15 protein-coding genes are annotated in these 16,052 nt (G+C 63.1%); 8 read left to right on the top strand and 7 right to left on the bottom strand.

The window, feature by feature from the left end; all coding sequences use genetic code 11:
- Positions 1-52: 52 nt before the first annotated feature.
- Complete coding sequence (locus tag ACSQ3I_RS23640) at positions 53-1,858, top strand: bifunctional diguanylate cyclase/phosphodiesterase (RefSeq protein WP_436003003.1); 1,806 nt, start codon at positions 53-55, stop codon at positions 1,856-1,858.
- A 118-nt stretch (positions 1,859-1,976) separates the two neighbouring features.
- Positions 1,977-2,978 (top strand): NAD(P)H-quinone oxidoreductase, encoded by a 1,002-nt coding sequence (locus ACSQ3I_RS23635; protein ID WP_436003001.1) that lies wholly within the window; start codon positions 1,977-1,979, stop codon positions 2,976-2,978.
- 72 nt (positions 2,979-3,050) lie between these two features.
- Here ACSQ3I_RS23635 and ACSQ3I_RS23630 read toward each other — a convergent pair whose 3' ends face one another.
- Positions 3,051-4,025 (bottom strand): diguanylate cyclase, encoded by a 975-nt coding sequence (locus tag ACSQ3I_RS23630; protein ID WP_436002999.1) that lies wholly within the window; start codon positions 4,023-4,025, stop codon positions 3,051-3,053.
- A 148-nt stretch (positions 4,026-4,173) separates the two neighbouring features.
- Positions 4,174-5,613, bottom strand: a complete 1,440-nt coding sequence (locus ACSQ3I_RS23625; protein WP_436002997.1) for an MFS transporter — start codon at positions 5,611-5,613, stop codon at positions 4,174-4,176.
- Between the two features lie 112 nt (positions 5,614-5,725).
- Between ACSQ3I_RS23625 and ACSQ3I_RS23620 the strand changes: the two genes are divergently transcribed.
- Positions 5,726-6,355, top strand: a complete 630-nt coding sequence (locus tag ACSQ3I_RS23620; RefSeq protein WP_436002995.1) for a helix-turn-helix transcriptional regulator — start codon at positions 5,726-5,728, stop codon at positions 6,353-6,355.
- On the opposite strand, the gene ACSQ3I_RS23615 is transcribed toward ACSQ3I_RS23620, so the two are convergent.
- Entirely contained in the window at positions 6,344-7,081 is a 738-nt protein-coding gene (locus tag ACSQ3I_RS23615; protein ID WP_436002993.1) for a DUF3750 domain-containing protein, read from the bottom strand. The genes ACSQ3I_RS23620 and ACSQ3I_RS23615 overlap by 12 nt on opposite strands.
- 149 nt (positions 7,082-7,230) lie before the next feature.
- On the opposite strand from ACSQ3I_RS23615, the gene ACSQ3I_RS23610 reads away from it, so the two are divergent.
- The 3 genes from ACSQ3I_RS23610 (at position 7,231) to ACSQ3I_RS23600 (ending at position 11,028) form a co-directional block, all read left to right on the top strand.
- Positions 7,231-8,238: an asparaginase gene (locus tag ACSQ3I_RS23610; protein ID WP_436002989.1), complete on the top strand. Its 1,008-nt coding sequence runs from the start codon at positions 7,231-7,233 to the stop codon at positions 8,236-8,238.
- A gap of 118 nt (positions 8,239-8,356) precedes the next feature.
- Positions 8,357-8,836, top strand: a complete 480-nt coding sequence (locus tag ACSQ3I_RS23605) for an SRPBCC family protein (protein WP_436002987.1) — start codon at positions 8,357-8,359, stop codon at positions 8,834-8,836.
- 263 nt (positions 8,837-9,099) lie between these two features.
- Entirely contained in the window at positions 9,100-11,028 is a 1,929-nt protein-coding gene (locus ACSQ3I_RS23600; RefSeq protein ID WP_436002985.1) for an O-linked N-acetylglucosamine transferase family protein, read from the top strand.
- A 22-nt stretch (positions 11,029-11,050) separates the two neighbouring features.
- Here the strand turns inward: ACSQ3I_RS23600 and ACSQ3I_RS23595 are convergent, their stop codons facing one another.
- A complete protein-coding gene (locus ACSQ3I_RS23595) occupies positions 11,051-11,833 on the bottom strand; it encodes a VOC family protein (RefSeq protein WP_436002983.1) in 783 nt (260 codons plus the stop codon).
- 266 nt (positions 11,834-12,099) lie between these two features.
- Positions 12,100-12,828, bottom strand: a complete 729-nt coding sequence (locus ACSQ3I_RS23590) for a DUF899 domain-containing protein (protein WP_436002981.1) — start codon at positions 12,826-12,828, stop codon at positions 12,100-12,102.
- 74 nt (positions 12,829-12,902) lie between these two features.
- Between ACSQ3I_RS23590 and ACSQ3I_RS23585 the strand changes: the two genes are divergently transcribed.
- Positions 12,903-13,349 (top strand): MarR family winged helix-turn-helix transcriptional regulator, encoded by a 447-nt coding sequence (locus ACSQ3I_RS23585; RefSeq protein ID WP_436002979.1) that lies wholly within the window; start codon positions 12,903-12,905, stop codon positions 13,347-13,349.
- A 45-nt stretch (positions 13,350-13,394) separates the two neighbouring features.
- On the top strand, positions 13,395-13,988 hold the full coding sequence (locus ACSQ3I_RS23580; RefSeq protein WP_436002977.1) for a YdeI/OmpD-associated family protein: 594 nt from the start codon (positions 13,395-13,397) through the stop codon (positions 13,986-13,988).
- A gap of 184 nt (positions 13,989-14,172) precedes the next feature.
- Here the strand turns inward: ACSQ3I_RS23580 and ACSQ3I_RS23575 are convergent, their stop codons facing one another.
- On the bottom strand, positions 14,173-15,234 hold the full coding sequence (locus tag ACSQ3I_RS23575; RefSeq protein WP_436002975.1) for a 3-deoxy-7-phosphoheptulonate synthase: 1,062 nt from the start codon (positions 15,232-15,234) through the stop codon (positions 14,173-14,175).
- 298 nt (positions 15,235-15,532) lie between these two features.
- Positions 15,533-15,955: an organic hydroperoxide resistance protein gene (locus tag ACSQ3I_RS23570; protein ID WP_436002973.1), complete on the bottom strand. Its 423-nt coding sequence runs from the start codon at positions 15,953-15,955 to the stop codon at positions 15,533-15,535.
- Between the last annotated feature and the right edge of the window lie 97 nt (positions 15,956-16,052).

Here is a 16,052-nt window from a genome sequence, read left to right as displayed (position 1 = left end):
GCGGGCGTGCCTTTATGGATTTTTGGGCCCTTATGGATTTGAGGAATGCAGGATGTTGATGGCGCAGCACGCCGAACCCGAACTTTTGCGCCGCTACGCCAGTGACCAACTGGTAACGCTCGCCAAGCTGGTGATCGAAAGCGCTTTCCAGCCGATCGTCGAGGCCGGGACAGGCACCGTCTTCGGTTACGAATCGCTGATGCGCGGCTTCGATCGCATGGGGTTCGATTCACCCCTGGAAGTGCTCGACCAGGCCGACAAGACCGGCCAGCTCATCGCGCTGGAGCAGATGCTGACCAGCCGGGCGCTGGCGAAATTCGCCACCATCGAGGATTTTTCCTCCGCGACCCTGTTTCTCAATCTCGATGTCCGGCTGATTCGCCACGGCGAGCGGCTGGTCGAAAGCCTGCTGCAGCATCTGCGCAAGAACAACATCCCGCCGTCCTCAATCTGCTTCGAACTGTCGGAGCGTTTCGACAATACCAGCGTGCCGGAATTTTCGGCCCTGATCGCCACGATGCGCAAGGCCGGCTTCAAGCTCGCCATCGACGATTTCGGCGTCGGTCACGGCGAGATGAAACTGTTGTGCGACTATCCGGTCGATTATCTCAAGATCGATCGCCACTTCGTTGCCGATATCGACAAGAGCGCCCGCAAGCGCCACCTGTTCAAGAACCTGGTCAACATGGCGCATGTGCTCGGCATCCGCGTCATCGCCGAGGGTATCGAGACCGAGGCGGAGTTCCTCGCCTGCCGCGAGTACGGCGTCGATCTCGTGCAGGGCTGGTTCATCTCCCGCCCCACCACCTTCGTGACCGAGCTGAAGCCGGCCTTCCCGCACCTGCGCGATCTCGACACGGTGAAGCGCTCCAGCCAGTCGCTCGACGAAATCCTCATCCGCAAGCAGATCGAGCGCCTGCCGACCGTCTACGAGAACGACAGCATCGAGAACGTCTTCGAGCTGTTCCGGCGCAATCCGCGCCAGGCCTTCTTTCCGGTGCTGAATGCCAACGGCGAACCGCGCGGCATCATCAACGAGTACCACCTCAAGGAATACATCTACCAGCCGTTCGGCCGCGACCTCTTGAAGAACAAGGTCTACGAGCGCTCCATCTCGCAATTCGTCGACCGCGCCCCGACGGTCGGCCTCGATGCGGATGCCGAGCGGCTGATGGCGATCTTCGCCAATATGGACGGCAGCGATTGCGTCATCCTCACCGAGAACATGCGGTATGCCGGCGTGGTTTCCGCTGCCTCGCTGATCAAGGTCATCAACGAGAAGCAGCTGAAGACAGCGCAGGACCAGAACCCGCTGACCGGCCTGCCGGGCAACCGCGCCATCCGCGACTTCATGCAGTCGGCCGGCCGCGACGGCGATGAGACGCGGTTCTTCTGCTACTGCGATTTCGACAATTTCAAGCCGTTCAACGACCATTACGGCTTCCATATCGGCGACCACGCCATCTCGCTGTTTGCGGCCTTGATGCGCCGCTACTTCTTCTCCGAGGGCGATTTCCTCGGGCATGTCGGCGGCGACGATTTCTTCATCGGCATCACCGGCTGGTCGAAGGAGGAAATCACGGAAATCCTCGACCGCCTGCTCGGCGATTTCCATGACGATGCCATCGACCTCTATACGGAAGAGGATCGCACCAACGGCTACATCAAGGGTCACGACCGGACCGGCAATGAGCGGATCTTTCAGCTGCTGCGGTGTTCGATCGGCGTGCTGGAATTGCCGGCCGGCCTCGTCATCGACGACAGCGCTCGCGTCAGCGCCGAAATCGCCGCGGTCAAGGCGCGCGCCAAGAACAGTGACACCGGCCTTGCCTTCCAGGCGTTCGGCGAAAACCCGTAGGACATTTCCGCTTTTCTCCGAAACGGGGAATTGCGCCAGGGCGCGGCAAGCGGTCGGCTTTTCAAGTTGCGCCGCTTCCTCTATTGCGGTTGCCATGCCGAAGAGGAGAGCGTGAGGAATGATACTGCCGAAGGATATGCGTTACATCGATTTGCCGCGTTTCGGCGAGCCGGAGGTCATGGTCGTTGCCCGTGGTCCGCTGCCGGCGCCACGTGCCGGTGAACTGCTCGTCCGCGTCGAGGCCGCCGGCGTCAACCGCCCGGATGTCGCGCAGCGTCAGGGTTCCTACCCGCCGCCGAAAGATGCCAGCCCGGTGCTCGGCCTGGAAATCGCCGGCGAGGTCGTCGGGCTGGGAGAGGGTGTCTCCGGTTTTGCCATCGGCGACAAGGTCTGCGGCCTGGCAAACGGCGGTGCCTATGCCGAGTATTGCGTGCTGCCGGCCGGCCAGGCGCTGCGGTTTCCCAAGGGGTACGATGCCGTGCGGGCGGCGGCAATCCCGGAAACCTTCTTCACCGTCTGGGCCAATCTTTTCCAGATGGCCGGGCTGATGGAAGGCGAAAGCGTGCTGATCCATGGCGGCACCAGCGGCATCGGCACCACGGCGATCCAGCTCGCCAAGGCTTTCGGCGCCACGGTCTATGCCACGGCCGGCTCGCCGGAAAAATGTCAGGCCTGCGAAAAGCTGGGCGCCAAGCGGGCGATCAACTATCGTACAGAGGATTTTGCCGCCGTCATTCGCGAGGAGACGGAGGGACGCGGCGTCGATGCGATCCTCGACATGATCGGGGCCGCCTATCTGGAGCGCAACCTTGCGTCGCTCGCCAAGGACGGCTGCTTGTCGATCATCGCTTTCCTCGGCGGCAACATGGCCGAAAAGGTCAATCTGGCGCCGATCATGGTCAAGCGTCTGACCGTCACCGGTTCGACGATGCGGCCACGCACCGCGGAAGAAAAGCGCGGCATTCGCGACGAACTTCTGGCGCAGGTCTGGCCGCTGCTCGAAGCCGGCGATGTCGCCCCGGTGATACACACCGTGCTTGCTTTCGAGCAGGTGGTGGAGGCGCATCGCCTGATGGAGAGCAGCGAGCACATCGGCAAGATCGTGCTGAAGTTTGCCTGACGAGAGCATGTCGCGCAAAAATACGTAGCGATTTTGCCTCCGCAATTGCGCAGAAACAAGAATGCTGCAGGCTCAGCGGGCGGTTTCCGTGCGGTTCCGCCCGTTCTGCTTGGCGCGGTAGAGCGCCTTGTCGGCACGCTGGAACAACTCGTCGGGACATTCGCCGATGCATTCGGCGATGCCGGCGGACAGCGTGTAGGACAGGTCTATGCCGGCGACCGGCGCGGCAAGGCTGACCGACTCGCGAATGCGCTCGACGATATCGATTGCGTATTGCAGCCGGACTCCCGGCATCATCAGCATGAATTCCTCGCCGCCGATGCGGGCGAGCGTGTCGGTATCGCGGATCTTCTGCCTGGCCAGGTCGGCGAAGTGGCACAGAACCTTGTCGCCGGCCGCATGGCCGAACCGGTCGTTGATGGTCTTGAAATGGTCGAGGTCGATGAGGGCGACGGATAGCGCCGTGCCTCGCTCGCCGGCGTCCAGCGTCGCATAGGAGAAGACCGACATCACGTGGCGGCGGTTGAGCAGGCCGGTCAGCGCATCGGTATCGGCCGCCTGCTGCGCCGCGTCGCGCGCCAGCCGCAGCAAGCTCTCGTTGGTCTTCAGCTGGGTGATGTCGGTGACGAAAAGCAGCACCCAGCCGCGATCGTAGGTGGTTTCGCTGGCCCAGAACCAGCGACCGTCGACCATGTCGATCTCGAAGGTCCTGTGCGGCGCGCCACGGCGTTTCTGCCGCGCATTGTCCAGCCACACCTCGATGTCGGTAGAAAAACGCGGACCTGTGCGGCTGGCATGGCAATGCCGCATGATGTCGTCGAAACTCGCGCAGTCCGGCTGGATGTTGTAGATCCGGCGCATGCCCTCCGACGTGAAGACCAGCCGGTCGGCCGGGTCGAACAGGGCAATCGCAGCGCCGCTGGCGGCAAATCCCGCAAGCAGGGCGTCGGGAAGCGCCGAACACGTGCCTGCCGTTTCCGGGTTTGCAGGCCCGTGTCGTTTCGCCAGATATGTGCCGGCAGCAATGATGCTGGAAGCCTTCGACATGTCTTTGGGAAACTCTTTCGTGGACAAATGTGTCTCTGATCGTTGTAATACACGATCGGTTTTGAAATTCCCTTAAAATCCGGCTGCAAGCATTCGTCTACTTAATATCGCGTAAAGCACGCGTGCCGATACGTGCGTGCGCCGCGCCTCAGGATGCCGTGTCGGTCGCAGTTCCCCTCAGGCTGATGCTGGCGACGAGGGCAACGACCGCGGGCAGGGTGAACAGGGCGAAAAGCCAGGTCCCCGCCGAAATATTGCCGGCAACGCCGCCCGGCGCGATCAGGCCGGTGCTGTTCACCGTCACGCCCGCCATCGCTGCGCCGAATGCGCTGCCCAGCGATTGCATGGTGGTGATGCCGGCGGACGCCTTGTCCTTCTCGTCCTCGCCGGCAAGTTTCAGCACATAGGTCACCAGATGCGCCCAGCCGAGGCCGACGCCAAAACCCATGCCGAACAAAAGCACGGTGTTGGCGATCAGCAAGGTCAGGTCGGAATCGGGGTTGTCGCGCGCCATCGTGAAGATCAAAAGCCCGGTGGTGACCGCCTCCAGCGCCGCGCCGCAGGTGATCGCCAGCCGCATCGTCCTGCCCTTGAGATTGGCGCTGAAGAAGGCGCCGATCGTCCAGCCGAGCGCAATCAGCGCCACGAGATAGCCGGAAATCAGCGGCGTCACATGGTGCAGCACCTGCAGGAAATACGGGATGTAGATGTCGCAAAGCAGGGTCGCCAGCAGCATGAACATGGCGATGTAGACGCGCGAGATCGGATTTTTCAGGTTGACGCCGCCGCGCGGCAAGAGCCGCACCGGAGCATTCCATTCGATTGCGACCATCACCGCAATCGTCGCGACGGCGGCGACGACCAGCCAGACGCGCAGCGACACATTTTCCGTCGTGCCGGCAAAACTCACCATCAGCACCGAGGCGATGAGAAGCACCATCTGGCGCACCGGCGCCTTGGTTTCCGTCCGGTCGTCTGCGCCTTCGGGCAGCAGCCACGGCGCCAGCGTGCCCATGGCGAGCGCGAAGGGAATGATGATGGCGAAGGCATAACGCCAGGCGCTGTCATGGGCGAAAAAACCGCCGATGGTCGGGCCGATGAAGGTCGAGATGCCCCAGATCGCTGCGTACAGCGTCGAGGCCTTGCCCCACAGCGGCTCCGGATACGCGTAGCGGATGAAGGCATAACCGAGCGTCGACAACGTGCCGGCGCCAAAACCCTGGACGGCGCGGCCGATCAGCACGGTTTCCATCGTCGGCGCCAGCGCACAGATCAGGCTGCCGGCGAGAAACAGAAAGGCGCCGATCACGTAGGTGCGGTTGAGGCTCATGCCCCGCGGCCGGATGGCGATGAAGATCGAGCCAAGCACCGAGCAGGCGACGTAGAGCGTCGTCACCCAGGCAAACAGCGGCAGCCCGCCGATATCGCGCACCACCGACGGCATGACGGTCGCCGTCACATACGTCTCGATGGCATAAAGCGATATGCCGCCGGCCAGCATCAGGCTGGCGGCAAGGTGGGCGGGCGAAAAAAGGCTCCAGACGGAAGCGGAAGGCGCAGCGGAGGCTGAGGAAGCGGGCGTCGACATCGGATGTTTCCATTCCGCCGGTTGAAATCCGGCAGCTTTCTGTTATTCCAAGTTATGATTTGGAAAATTGCATGGGTCCTGCAATTAATCAAGGTGGAGCTTGGAAAATTATATGCGGCAATCGCCGGTCAACAAGATCCTGATTCTGATCAAGAAGGAAGGGCCGCAGCTGGCCGCGACCATCGGCGAAACGCTCGGGACGACAGGCGAGGCGGCGCGCCAGCAATTGGCCAAGCTTGCCGCCCAGGGGCTGGTCGAGGCGCGCAACGATGCCGATGGCGGCCGGGGTCGTCCGCGCCAGCTGTGGCACCTGACGGCGGAAGGCCACCGCGCCTTTCCCGATGGCCATGCGGAGCTTGCGGCCGGACTGATCGAAACGCTGCGGCAAACACTCGGGGCGGAGGCGCTGGACGCCGTCATCGTCGCCCGCGAAAACCAGACCGCTGCCACCTACACCAGCGCCCTTGCCGGGCTTAGCGATCTTCCCGCCCGTGTCGCCCGGCTTGCGGCGCTGCGCACGGAAGAGGGCTACATGGCGGACTGGTGGAATGACGAGGACGGCTCATGCGTTCTGATCGAAAACCATTGTCCCATCTGTGCGGCCGCCACCGCCTGCAGCAATTTCTGCGTCTCGGAGCTTGCCGTCTTCCGACGCGTTCTCGACGCCGATGTCGAGCGCCTCGAGCATATTCTCCACGGCGCCCGTCGCTGCGCCTATCGCATCCGGCCGTTACATCCTTAACGTGCCCACCGCCGGGATTTTGATCCCCGGCTCGACGAAATCGAGACCGGCTACGAGGCCAAGCAGGTGCAGTTCGATGCCGCTTCGCAGTCCGGCGGAGAGGCCGATGAGGCCGAAGAGCGAGGCGTGCATGTCGCGCCCGTCGTCGTCGACCTGGAAGAAACGTCCGTCCGGCAGATAGTCGCGGCCGATGGCATCCGGTGGCAGTACGGCGCCGATCGCCGGCACCGACCGCAGCACATGCGCTACGAATGTATTGGAGTTGGGACCGGGATAGAGCCGGTAGGAGCCGGGCTTGGCATAAGGATAGGAGCGGATCGCCGCCTCGACGGCCGGGATCAGCCGCTCCGCCTCTTCGCCCTTGAGGACACGCACCAGATGCGGCGTGTTGGAATACCAGTAGGCATCGGCGGGATAGCCGTTGCGGCGGATCGGCGAGCCCCAGCCGACCTTGTCATAACGGGTGTAGCTGCTTGCGCCCTTCTCCTTGGTGACGATCCACGAATGACTGGAAATGGCGCCCTTCATCCCGCCGGTGGCGGCGGAGAAGATGTAGATCGCCGCGGCATTTTCATCCTCGGGTTTCGGCAGTAGCCCCGCCGAGGACCAGTCCGCTTCCCGCCAGCTGCGTGGCCTGTCCTTGATCGCCCACCAGCCGGCAGACGCCAGCGCCGGCAGCAGATAGATGACGAGGAAGGCGATCGCCAGGCGTTTTGCGAGCTTCATGAGGATCCTTCGGCAGCAATGGAGGAAGGTGCAATGGCAGGACGATGCAAAGGACATCATGCGATTATGGCATTTGAAAGCCGTTGGCAGGGGCGCCGCGGCACGATATTGCTGCGCGCGCAGCATCTGGCATCCGGGAGAAAGCAGCCATGACGAACCCTGTCCTCGTAGACGTCACGCGTGGCGACCTGGTCGAAAGCCGGCACCGCGGCATGGTGGCCGTGGTCGATGGCGACGGCGGCCTGGTTTTCTCGCTCGGAGACATCGACGCGATGGTGTTTCCGCGCTCGGCCTGCAAGGCGATGCAGGCCCTGCCGCTGGTCGAGAGCGGCGCTGCGGATGCCTATGGTTTCGGCCATGCCGAACTGGCGCTGTCGGCCGCCTCCCATTCCGGCGAACCGGCGCATGCCGCCCTTGCCGCCGCGATGCTGGCGCGGGCCGGCCGCGACGAAACCGTGCTGGAGTGCGGCGCCCACTGGTCCTTCGAACAGCCGGTGCTGATCGAGCAGGCCCGCAGCCTCGAAAAACCCTCGGCGCTGCACAACAACTGCTCGGGAAAACATGCCGGCTTCGTCTGCGCCGCCTGCCATTCCGGCACGGACCCGAAGGGCTACAGCACCTATGACCACCCGATCCAGGCGGAAATCCGCGGCATCATGGAAAGCTTGACGGGGGCTGCACTCGGCCACGACAATTGCGGCACCGACGGCTGCTCCATCCCCACCTATGCCGTGCCGCTCCGCGGACTGGCCCACGGTTTTGCCCGCATGGTCACCGGAACGGGGCTGGCGCCTGCGCGTGCCGCGGCCTCCCGGCGCATCATCGATGCCTGCATGGCCGAACCTTTTTATGTCGCCGGCACCGGCCGGGCCTGCACCCGGCTGATGCAGATCGCCCCCGGCCGCATCTTCGCCAAGACCGGCGCCGAAGGCGTGTTCTGCGCCGCCGTGCCGGAGAAGGGCATTGCCATCGCGCTGAAATGCGAGGACGGGGCGACGCGGGCGGCGGAGGCCATGGTCGCCGCCGTTCTGTCGCGTTTCTTCGAGAAAGACACGCCGGAGCATGCAAGCCTGACGGCCATGGCCAACCGGGCGCTGCGCAACTGGAACGGCATGCATGTCGGCGCCGTCCATGCCGCCGGCCTTTTGACGAATTAGCGGCAGCAAGAAAACGACGCTTCTCCGCGTGAAGGTGGCAGTCGGTCTCGCGGAGGGCGGGGTCCTCGTGTAAAGATGGTTGCCTGGCGCGTTGCCCACACGAAAAAAAGGAAACGGCATGAGCCCCAAGCCGACCGGCTACGTTCATGGCAACGACTTGATTCTCGCGCGCACATTTCAAGCCTCCGTCGATGACGTTTGGGCGAGCGTGACGGAACCCGAAAAAACCGCGTTGTGGCTCGGCCGTTGGGAAGGTGAAGCCGGCCCGGGCAAGATCGTGCGGTTGCAGCTGCTTCACGAGAAGGGCCAGCCATGGGCCAACGTGATGATCGAGGAATGCGAGGCCCCGCACCGGCTGGCCGTCGCGATGAAGGACGACTTCGGTGATTGGCGCATCGAGGTGACGTTGACGCAGGCGGATGATGAGACCGTGCTGCGCTTCGTACAGCACCTGAGCGACAGGGCGCTGGCGGGAGACGTGGGGCCGGGCTGGGAATACTACCTCGACATGCTGGTGGCTGCGCGCGAAGGCAGGGCGCTGCCGTCTTTCGACGATTATTATCCGTCGCAGAAGGCGTACTACCTGCAAGGCGGCTAGAGCCTGTCCATCCGAGGCGAAGTCGCTTCGATATCAGATAATGTTGTAAAACAAAGAGATAGAACGTCTTCGGTGAGCCGGAGGGCGCCGGAAGCACTCTGGATTCCTCACATGTTGCCGGCTGGGCAAAAACGGAGATGGCCCGGCAAAGACACGCCGTGGTGACTCCCGGCGGCAAAAGCTTCATGCAAGCCGCGGGCGGTTATATAGGGTTTCAGATGCGGCAGGTGTGTCCTTGCGCGCTGTACGGAAGCGAGATCCCTATGAGCCAGACCTTGAAGAAAGCCTTGCAGACCTACCAGCAGGGCGATTTCCCGTCGGCACTCAAGCTGACGGAGCGCGCCATTTCGGCGGAACGTGTCCGCAGCCAGGATATCTATGCTCTCCTCGGCAATACACACCTGAAGCTCGGCCGCATGCTCGACGCCGCCGACGCGTTTGCGGAAGCAGCCCGATTCTCCGGCCCAAAAAGCGCCATGCTGGCCAAGTTCGCTCTCACCCTCTACCACAATACCGGCGCGCGCGACAAAATGCTCGATATCGGCGAGAGAGCCGTCAAGCTCAATCCCGGCGATGCCGATCTCGCCTTCACTTATGTCAACACGCTGTTTTCCGAAGGACTGTTTGCGCAAACCGCACCGTTCCTCGACAATCTCGACCGGCAAAATCCGCAGCACATGGCAATGATCGTCAATTGCCACCGGCTGAACGGCAATTTCGAATTCCTGCTGCGCGAATTGAAGGAAGCCTGCCGTCTGGATCCCGGCAACCTCCTGCTGCAGACCTCGAAATTCGTCGTCGGCCGTGAGGTCTGCGACAGCGAGGTTCTTGCCGAATTCGAGGCGGTCATGCAGCAGCCCGACAGTCCGTTGGCCGCGATGCTGCTGGCGAGTGAACCGGCGCTGGGGCGCGTCTTCTGGAACGATGACGAGGCGATGAGCCGCCGGCCGAATTCCGATTCGGCGCGTGTCGCCGCCATTCCGGTCGCACCCGCCCGCCGGACCTTCTCCGCTGCCGGTGAAAAGATCCGCATCGGCTATCTCTCGAACGATTTCTTCGACCATCCGACAATGCGGCTGTTCGGCCAGGTGCTTGCCCTGCACGACCGGGACGCCTTCGACGTCACCCTGTTCTGCTATTCGGAGAGCCTGCATCGCGACTGGCAGCAGCACCACTTCCCGCCGGTGGTGCGCAAGGCGATCGTACCGGTGAACGAGATGAACGACGGCGCCGCCGCAGATCTTATCTCTGCCCGCAATATCGACATCCTGGTCGATCTCAAGGGGCATACGATGAACTCCCGGCTCGGCATCCTCAATCGTTCGGATGCGCCGGTCAAGGTCACCTATCTCGGTTATCCCGGCAGCGTCCATGGCGCCGATCTCGACTACGCCATCACCGACCGCTTCGTCACGCCGGACGCCAGCAAGGCGTTCTTCTCGGAAAAGCTCTGCCGGTTGCCGGAGAGCTACCAAGCCAACGACACGACAGGCCGGCCTTTGCCGCATGCCTCCAGCCGCGCCGAATGGGGCCTGCCGGAAGATGCCTTCGTCTTCGCCTCCTTCAACGCCGTACCGAAGATCACGCCGCGCACCATCGCTCTGTGGGCGAACATCCTCGACCGCGTGCCCGGGTCGGTGTTGTGGATCCTCTGCGACCGGCCGCTCGCCCGCGTCAACCTGCGTTCGGCCTTCGTCGCCGCCGGTATCGACGGGGAGCGCATCCTGTTCACCGGTTCAGTCAATTACGCCGATCATCTGGCCCGCGTGCCGCTTGCCGACCTTGCCCTGGATACGTTCCCGTGCAACGGCCATACGACGACGTCGGACATGCTCTGGGCCGGCCTGCCGGTGCTTTCCAGCCGCGGCCACAGCTTTGCGTCGCGGGTTTCCGAGAGCCTGCTGAACGCCATCGGCCTGTCCGAACTGATCGCCTGCGATGACCAGGTCTTCTGCAATATGGCGACCGCCATCGCCCGGGCGCCGGGCAAGGTGGCGGAGTTGAAGGAGCGGCTGGAGGAAAACCGTTTCTGCGCACCGCTGTTCAACGGCGCGCGCTTCACCGCGCATCTGGAGCGTGCATATGGTTTGATGGCGGAGCGGGCAAGAGCCGGGCTTGCGCCCGACCATATCGACGTGCCCGCCCTGCCGGCGTTGGAACGCCCCTTCGCCAGCCGCCGGCGCGGCGGCTGACTGAAAGGCGCGGGCGCGACGATCAGCGTCCGCCGACCAGCGCGAAATAGGCACCCTGCGGGTCGGTGCACTGGATCACCCAGGCATCGCCGGGCACTTCCATCGGCCCGTTCAGCACCTGGCCGCCGGCAGATTTGACCCGTTCCACCGCCGCATCGATGGCATCGACGCAGAAGTAGTACCCCCAGCAGGGGACGGGAATGCTCGGTTCCCGGTTCATCATGCCGCCGATCATCGTACCGTTGTGGGCGAACAGCAGGTATTTGCCGAGCGGACCCATGTCCATCTCGCTGTCCTTCGTCCATCCGAAGACCTTGGAGTAAAACGCCAGCGCCTGCTCGGCGTCATCGGCATAAAGCTCGTGCCAGCCGTTGGCGCCGGGCGTTCCCATCGGCAGGTCTTCCGGCGGGGCACCGTCCATCGGCGCGGGCTTGAAGATGACGATGACGGCGCCTTGCGGGTCGGCGACGACGGCAAACCGGCCGACACCGGGAATATCGGCCGCCGGCCGCCAGATCTTGCCGCCGAGCTCGACGAATTTTGCGGCGGTGGCATCGACGTCGTCGACCGCGACGTATCCGCTCCAGTTCGGCGGAATGCCCTGGGCCTTCATCTCGCCGGTGAGCGCCATCATGCCGCCGATGCCGCGATTGTGGCTCGGCACCTCGAAGATGGTGTAGCTGAAATCGACCATGCCGGAGTCCTTGGCATTCCAGCCGATGACGTCGTGGTAGAATTTCGCGGCGGCCGCGGTGTCGGGGGTCAAAAGTTCGTACCAGACGAATTTGCCATGCATATCGGACATCAAACTCTCCCTTTTTGGATAATACTCGTCATGAGACGGGCCGGCCTGTGACGGCCCGAATGTCTTTCCGGTGGCATCCGCCGGACCGTGCGAAAACGATCATCGCGCCGGCGGATGACGGTGTGATAAAGGCAAGTAGGGTGGGGATTGCGCCGGGAAAGGCCTTAGAGGGTTTCCGCCTTTCTCTGAAACGCGAAAACACTCTATCTCTTTGTTTCTACGCAATTCCGGACGCAAAACCGCTGCGCACTTTTGCTGGAATTGCTCTAGTGGCAGCAGGCGGCCGCCTTGGGCTTGTCCTCGTATTCGTCGTGGCGGCGCATCCAGTCCATGATCTCTTCCTCGTTGCGGCCTTTTGGTGCGCGGTCGAGGATCATGTAGGTGCCGATCAGCTCTTCCGGACCGCGGGCGTAGCTCGAATAGGTGTGGAAAATGTCGCCGTTCTGGTCCTTGTAGAAGGCGCTCAGACCGGGCAGTTCGTCATGGGCCTGCTCCGGCGGAATGCCGGTAAAATTGTAGAAGACGTTTTCGCCCGCCAGATCTTCCGGCGTGAACGACACGTGGTAGTCGAAGTTGAAATCGCTGTCCTCCGACGACACCCAGGGAAAGCGCCAGCCCATGCGGCGCTTGTAGGCATCGAGCTTGGCAAGCGGTGCGCGCGACACGGCGACAAGCGTCACGTCGTGATGGTTGAGATGCGGCAGCGTGCCGTCGAGATGGTCCGCCAGGAAGGAGCAGCCGGGGCAACCGGCCTCCCACTTCGGGCCGAGCATGAAGTGATAGACCATCAGCTGGCTGCGGCCGTCGAAAAGTTCGGCCAGCGTCTTGCGGCCGGTTGGTGTGTCGAAGGTATAGGCCTTGTCGACCTTGACCCAGGGCAGGGCGAGCCTTGCCTCGTTGAGACGGTCGCGCTGCCGCGTCGCCTCCTTTTCCTTCACCAGAAGCTCGCGGCGAGCGTCCAGCCATTCTTCACGCGATACGACAGGATGGGACATGATAGGCACTCTCCTCAAAGTGTTCTCGTTTTCTTCTCCTTGACGGTTTAGGTTGATATCAACATAAATCGGCTATGTCAAACCAGGATCTGATTCCTTTTTCGACGACGCTTTTCGTGCGCGACACCTGCCTCTGCCTGCATGCGCAGCGGGCGGCACGCGCCCTGGCGCGCCGGTTCGACGAGGTTCTGAAGCCGCATGGGCTCACGAACGGGCAGTTTTCGCTGCTGATGTCGCTCAACCGCCCGGAGCCGCCGCCGATGAAACCCGTCGCCGACCTGCTCGCCATGGACCGCACCACGTTGACGGCGATGCTGAAGCCGCTGTCGCGCCGCGGCCTGGTTGAGATCGCCGCCGATCCGAAGGATCGCCGCGGCAAGCGCCTGAAGCTGACGGAGGCGGGTCGGGCGGCGCTGATCAGCGCCTTCCCGGTGTGGAAACGCACGCATGAAGACATCGAGACCGGCCTTGCCGGCGGCGATGCCGAACGCCTGCGCCGGGACTTGCGGGATATCCGCTGAGCCGCATATTGCTACGCGGATGACGGGTCAGCGAGGAGGTTCAGCGTGGCCGAGCGTAAAACGAATTCCAGGGTCGATGCGATCCTGGCCAAGGAGGAGAAGTGGGGGCGGGAGTTCGAGGTTTTGCGTAACATCGCGCTCGACTGCGACCTGTCGGAGGACCTGAAATGGGGCTGTCCCTGCTATTCGCTGGGCAAGGCCAATGTCGTCCTCATCCACGGTTTCAAGGAGTATTGCGCCTATCTGTTCTTCAAGGGCGCGCTGATGACCGATCCCGACGGCATCCTCATCCAGCAGACGGAAAACGTCCAGGCGGCCCGTCAGATCCGCTTCACCAGCCTCGAACAGATCGCCGGCATGGAAGCGACCCTCAAGGATTACATCCATAAGGCAATCGCCGTGGAGAAGGCCGGTCTCAAGGTGGAATTCAAGAAAACCGCCGATTTCGCCATGCCGGACGAGTTCCGCGACCGGTTGGCCGACGACCCGGACCTCAGCGCCGCCTTCGACGCCCTGACGCCGGGCCGGCAGAAAGCCTATCTCCTGCATTTCGCCTCGGCCAAGCAGGCCAAGACCCGCGAAGCGCGCATCGACAAGGCGGCGCCGCGAATTCTGGAGGGCAAGGGGTTGGACGATTAGGCGTCTGCGTTTGCGGCTTTGCCCCTCACCCCAACCCTCTCCCCGCACGCGGGGAGAGGGGACTTGCCCCACCTGACGCTCATTGCTTGGCGAACACGGTGCGGCATACCCTCTTCTCCCCGTCAAAACGGGGAGAAGATGCCGGCAGGCAGATGAGGGGCCTGTCGAGTTCGCCGCAGTCCCCTTACGCCGCCGCCTTGCGGCGCGCCTGAACCGAGCGGGCCAGATCTTCCAGCACCGAAACCGAGGTCGCCCAGTCGATGCAGCCGTCGGTGATGCTCTGGCCGTAGACGAGCGGCTTGCCCGGCACCAGGTCCTGCCGGCCGGCGATGAGGTGGCTTTCCACCATGACGCCCTTGATGCGGCGGTCGCCCGCTGCCAGCTGGCGGCCGACGTCGCCGGTCACCTTCGGCTGGTTTTCCGGGTTCTTGCTGCTATTGGCATGGCTGGCGTCGATGATCAGCCGCGGCGCAAGTCCGACCTTCTCCGAGAGCGCCGAGACGGCATTGACGCTGTCGGCATCGTAGTTCGTCTGGCTGCCGCCGCGCAGGATGACGTGGCAATCCTCGTTGCCGCGCGTCGAGGCGATCGCGGCGCGGCCGTCCTTGGTCACCGCCGGGAAATGATGCGGCCGCGACGAGGCCATGCAGGCGTCGAGCGCGATGCGGACATTGCCGTCCGTGCCGTTCTTGAAGCCGACCGGGCAGGACAGGCCGGAGGCCAGCTCGCGATGCACCTGGCTTTCGGTGGTGCGCGCGCCGATGGCGCCCCAGGCGACGAGGTCGGCGATGTATTGCGGCGTGATCGTGTCGAGGAATTCCGAGCCGGCGGGCAGGCCGAGCTTGTTGACGTCGATCATCAGGCCGCGGGCAAGCCGCAGGCCGTCCTCGATGCGGTAGCTGCCGTCGAGATGCGGATCGTTGATCAGGCCCTTCCAGCCGACGGTGGTTCGCGGCTTTTCGAAATAGACGCGCATCACCACTTCCAGCTCGTCGCCGAAGCGGCGGCGCTGCTCCTCCAGCAGACCGGCATATTCGCGGGCGGCGACCGGGTCGTGGATCGAGCAGGGGCCGATGACGACGATCAGCCGGTCGTCCTTGTCATGCAGGATGTCGTGTACCGTCTGGCGCGAACGGGTGACGGTTTCGGTCACCGCATCTGTGCGCGGGATTTCCGTCAGGATGCGCTCCGGCGAACTCAGCGGGGTGATATCGACGATACGCAGGTCATCTGTGGTATGCGGCATGGCATGCTTTCCTCTGTTCTGGGGGTCATACCGTGCCGACAAAAAAGCCGCCAGGGTGACCAGCGGCTGTTCGGGTAATGTCGTGACGTCAGTCTAGTCTACGCACAGGCCCGCATCCGCTGGAAGCAGCGGTACGAATAAAATCGATAGGCGTAGGTGTTCAGCATCGACATTCGCCCTCTCTAAGGCAAATTTTCCGGCTTGTCACCTGTCTTCTGAAACGTGCCGGCAGCCCTCAACGAAAAAAGCCGGGCGCCTGTAGCGCTCCGGCTTTCCCGTCGATTGGTTCGGTTTCAGCTCAGGCGAGCGAGACCGGCACTTCCGTCGAGGTGCGCATCGCATGGCTGTAGGGGCAGACGATGTGGGCGGCAGCAATCAGCTTTTCGCCGACTTCACGGTCGACACCCGGGATGTTGACCGAAAGCGACACTTCGATGCCGAAGCCGGCGCCGTCTTCACGCGGGCCGATGCCGACGGTGGCGGTCACGGTCGTGTCTTCCGGGATCTTTACCTTTTCCTTGCCTGCCACAAATTTAAGGGCACCGAGGAAGCATGCGGAATAGCCCGACGCGAAAAGCTGCTCGGGGTTGGTGCCGCGGGCGCCGTCGCCGCCGAGTTCCTTCGGCGTCGTCAGCGTTACGTCGAGGACGCCGTCCTCGCTGACGGCGCGGCCCGAACGGCCGCCGGTGGCAGTGGCTTTGGTCGTGTAGAGGATCGGCATCTCGTGTTCTCCTTGGGTTTGTCGAGAATGAGTTTTGTATATAGGACAATTTAATTGCGCGCAATATAATTTTGCACATTGAAAAAAAGATTTTGAA

This window comes from Rhizobium sp. LjRoot30 (assembly GCF_964253915.1).
Taxonomy (GTDB): Bacteria; Pseudomonadota; Alphaproteobacteria; order Rhizobiales; family Rhizobiaceae; genus Metarhizobium.
Note: the sequence above shows the minus strand (reverse complement) of the source record. Positions and strands in the feature narration are given on the sequence as shown.

Coding starts and splice junctions, on each gene's coding strand:
- ACSQ3I_RS23635 (WP_436003001.1), top strand. CDS start 1,977: ATGATACTGCCGAAGGATATGCGTTACATCGATTTGCCGCGTTTCGGC.
- ACSQ3I_RS23630 (WP_436002999.1), bottom strand. CDS start 4,025: ATGTCGAAGGCTTCCAGCATCATTGCTGCCGGCACATATCTGGCGAAA.
- ACSQ3I_RS23610 (WP_436002989.1), top strand. CDS start 7,231: ATGACGAACCCTGTCCTCGTAGACGTCACGCGTGGCGACCTGGTCGAA.
- ACSQ3I_RS23570 (WP_436002973.1), bottom strand. CDS start 15,955: ATGCCGATCCTCTACACGACCAAAGCCACTGCCACCGGCGGCCGTTCG.
- ACSQ3I_RS23600 (WP_436002985.1), top strand. CDS start 9,100: ATGAGCCAGACCTTGAAGAAAGCCTTGCAGACCTACCAGCAGGGCGAT.
- ACSQ3I_RS23575 (WP_436002975.1), bottom strand. CDS start 15,234: ATGCCGCATACCACAGATGACCTGCGTATCGTCGATATCACCCCGCTG.
- ACSQ3I_RS23640 (WP_436003003.1), top strand. CDS start 53: ATGTTGATGGCGCAGCACGCCGAACCCGAACTTTTGCGCCGCTACGCC.
- ACSQ3I_RS23605 (WP_436002987.1), top strand. CDS start 8,357: ATGAGCCCCAAGCCGACCGGCTACGTTCATGGCAACGACTTGATTCTC.
- ACSQ3I_RS23615 (WP_436002993.1), bottom strand. CDS start 7,081: ATGAAGCTCGCAAAACGCCTGGCGATCGCCTTCCTCGTCATCTATCTG.
- ACSQ3I_RS23625 (WP_436002997.1), bottom strand. CDS start 5,613: ATGTCGACGCCCGCTTCCTCAGCCTCCGCTGCGCCTTCCGCTTCCGTC.
- ACSQ3I_RS23585 (WP_436002979.1), top strand. CDS start 12,903: ATGTCAAACCAGGATCTGATTCCTTTTTCGACGACGCTTTTCGTGCGC.
- ACSQ3I_RS23620 (WP_436002995.1), top strand. CDS start 5,726: ATGCGGCAATCGCCGGTCAACAAGATCCTGATTCTGATCAAGAAGGAA.
- ACSQ3I_RS23595 (WP_436002983.1), bottom strand. CDS start 11,833: ATGTCCGATATGCATGGCAAATTCGTCTGGTACGAACTTTTGACCCCC.
- ACSQ3I_RS23590 (WP_436002981.1), bottom strand. CDS start 12,828: ATGTCCCATCCTGTCGTATCGCGTGAAGAATGGCTGGACGCTCGCCGC.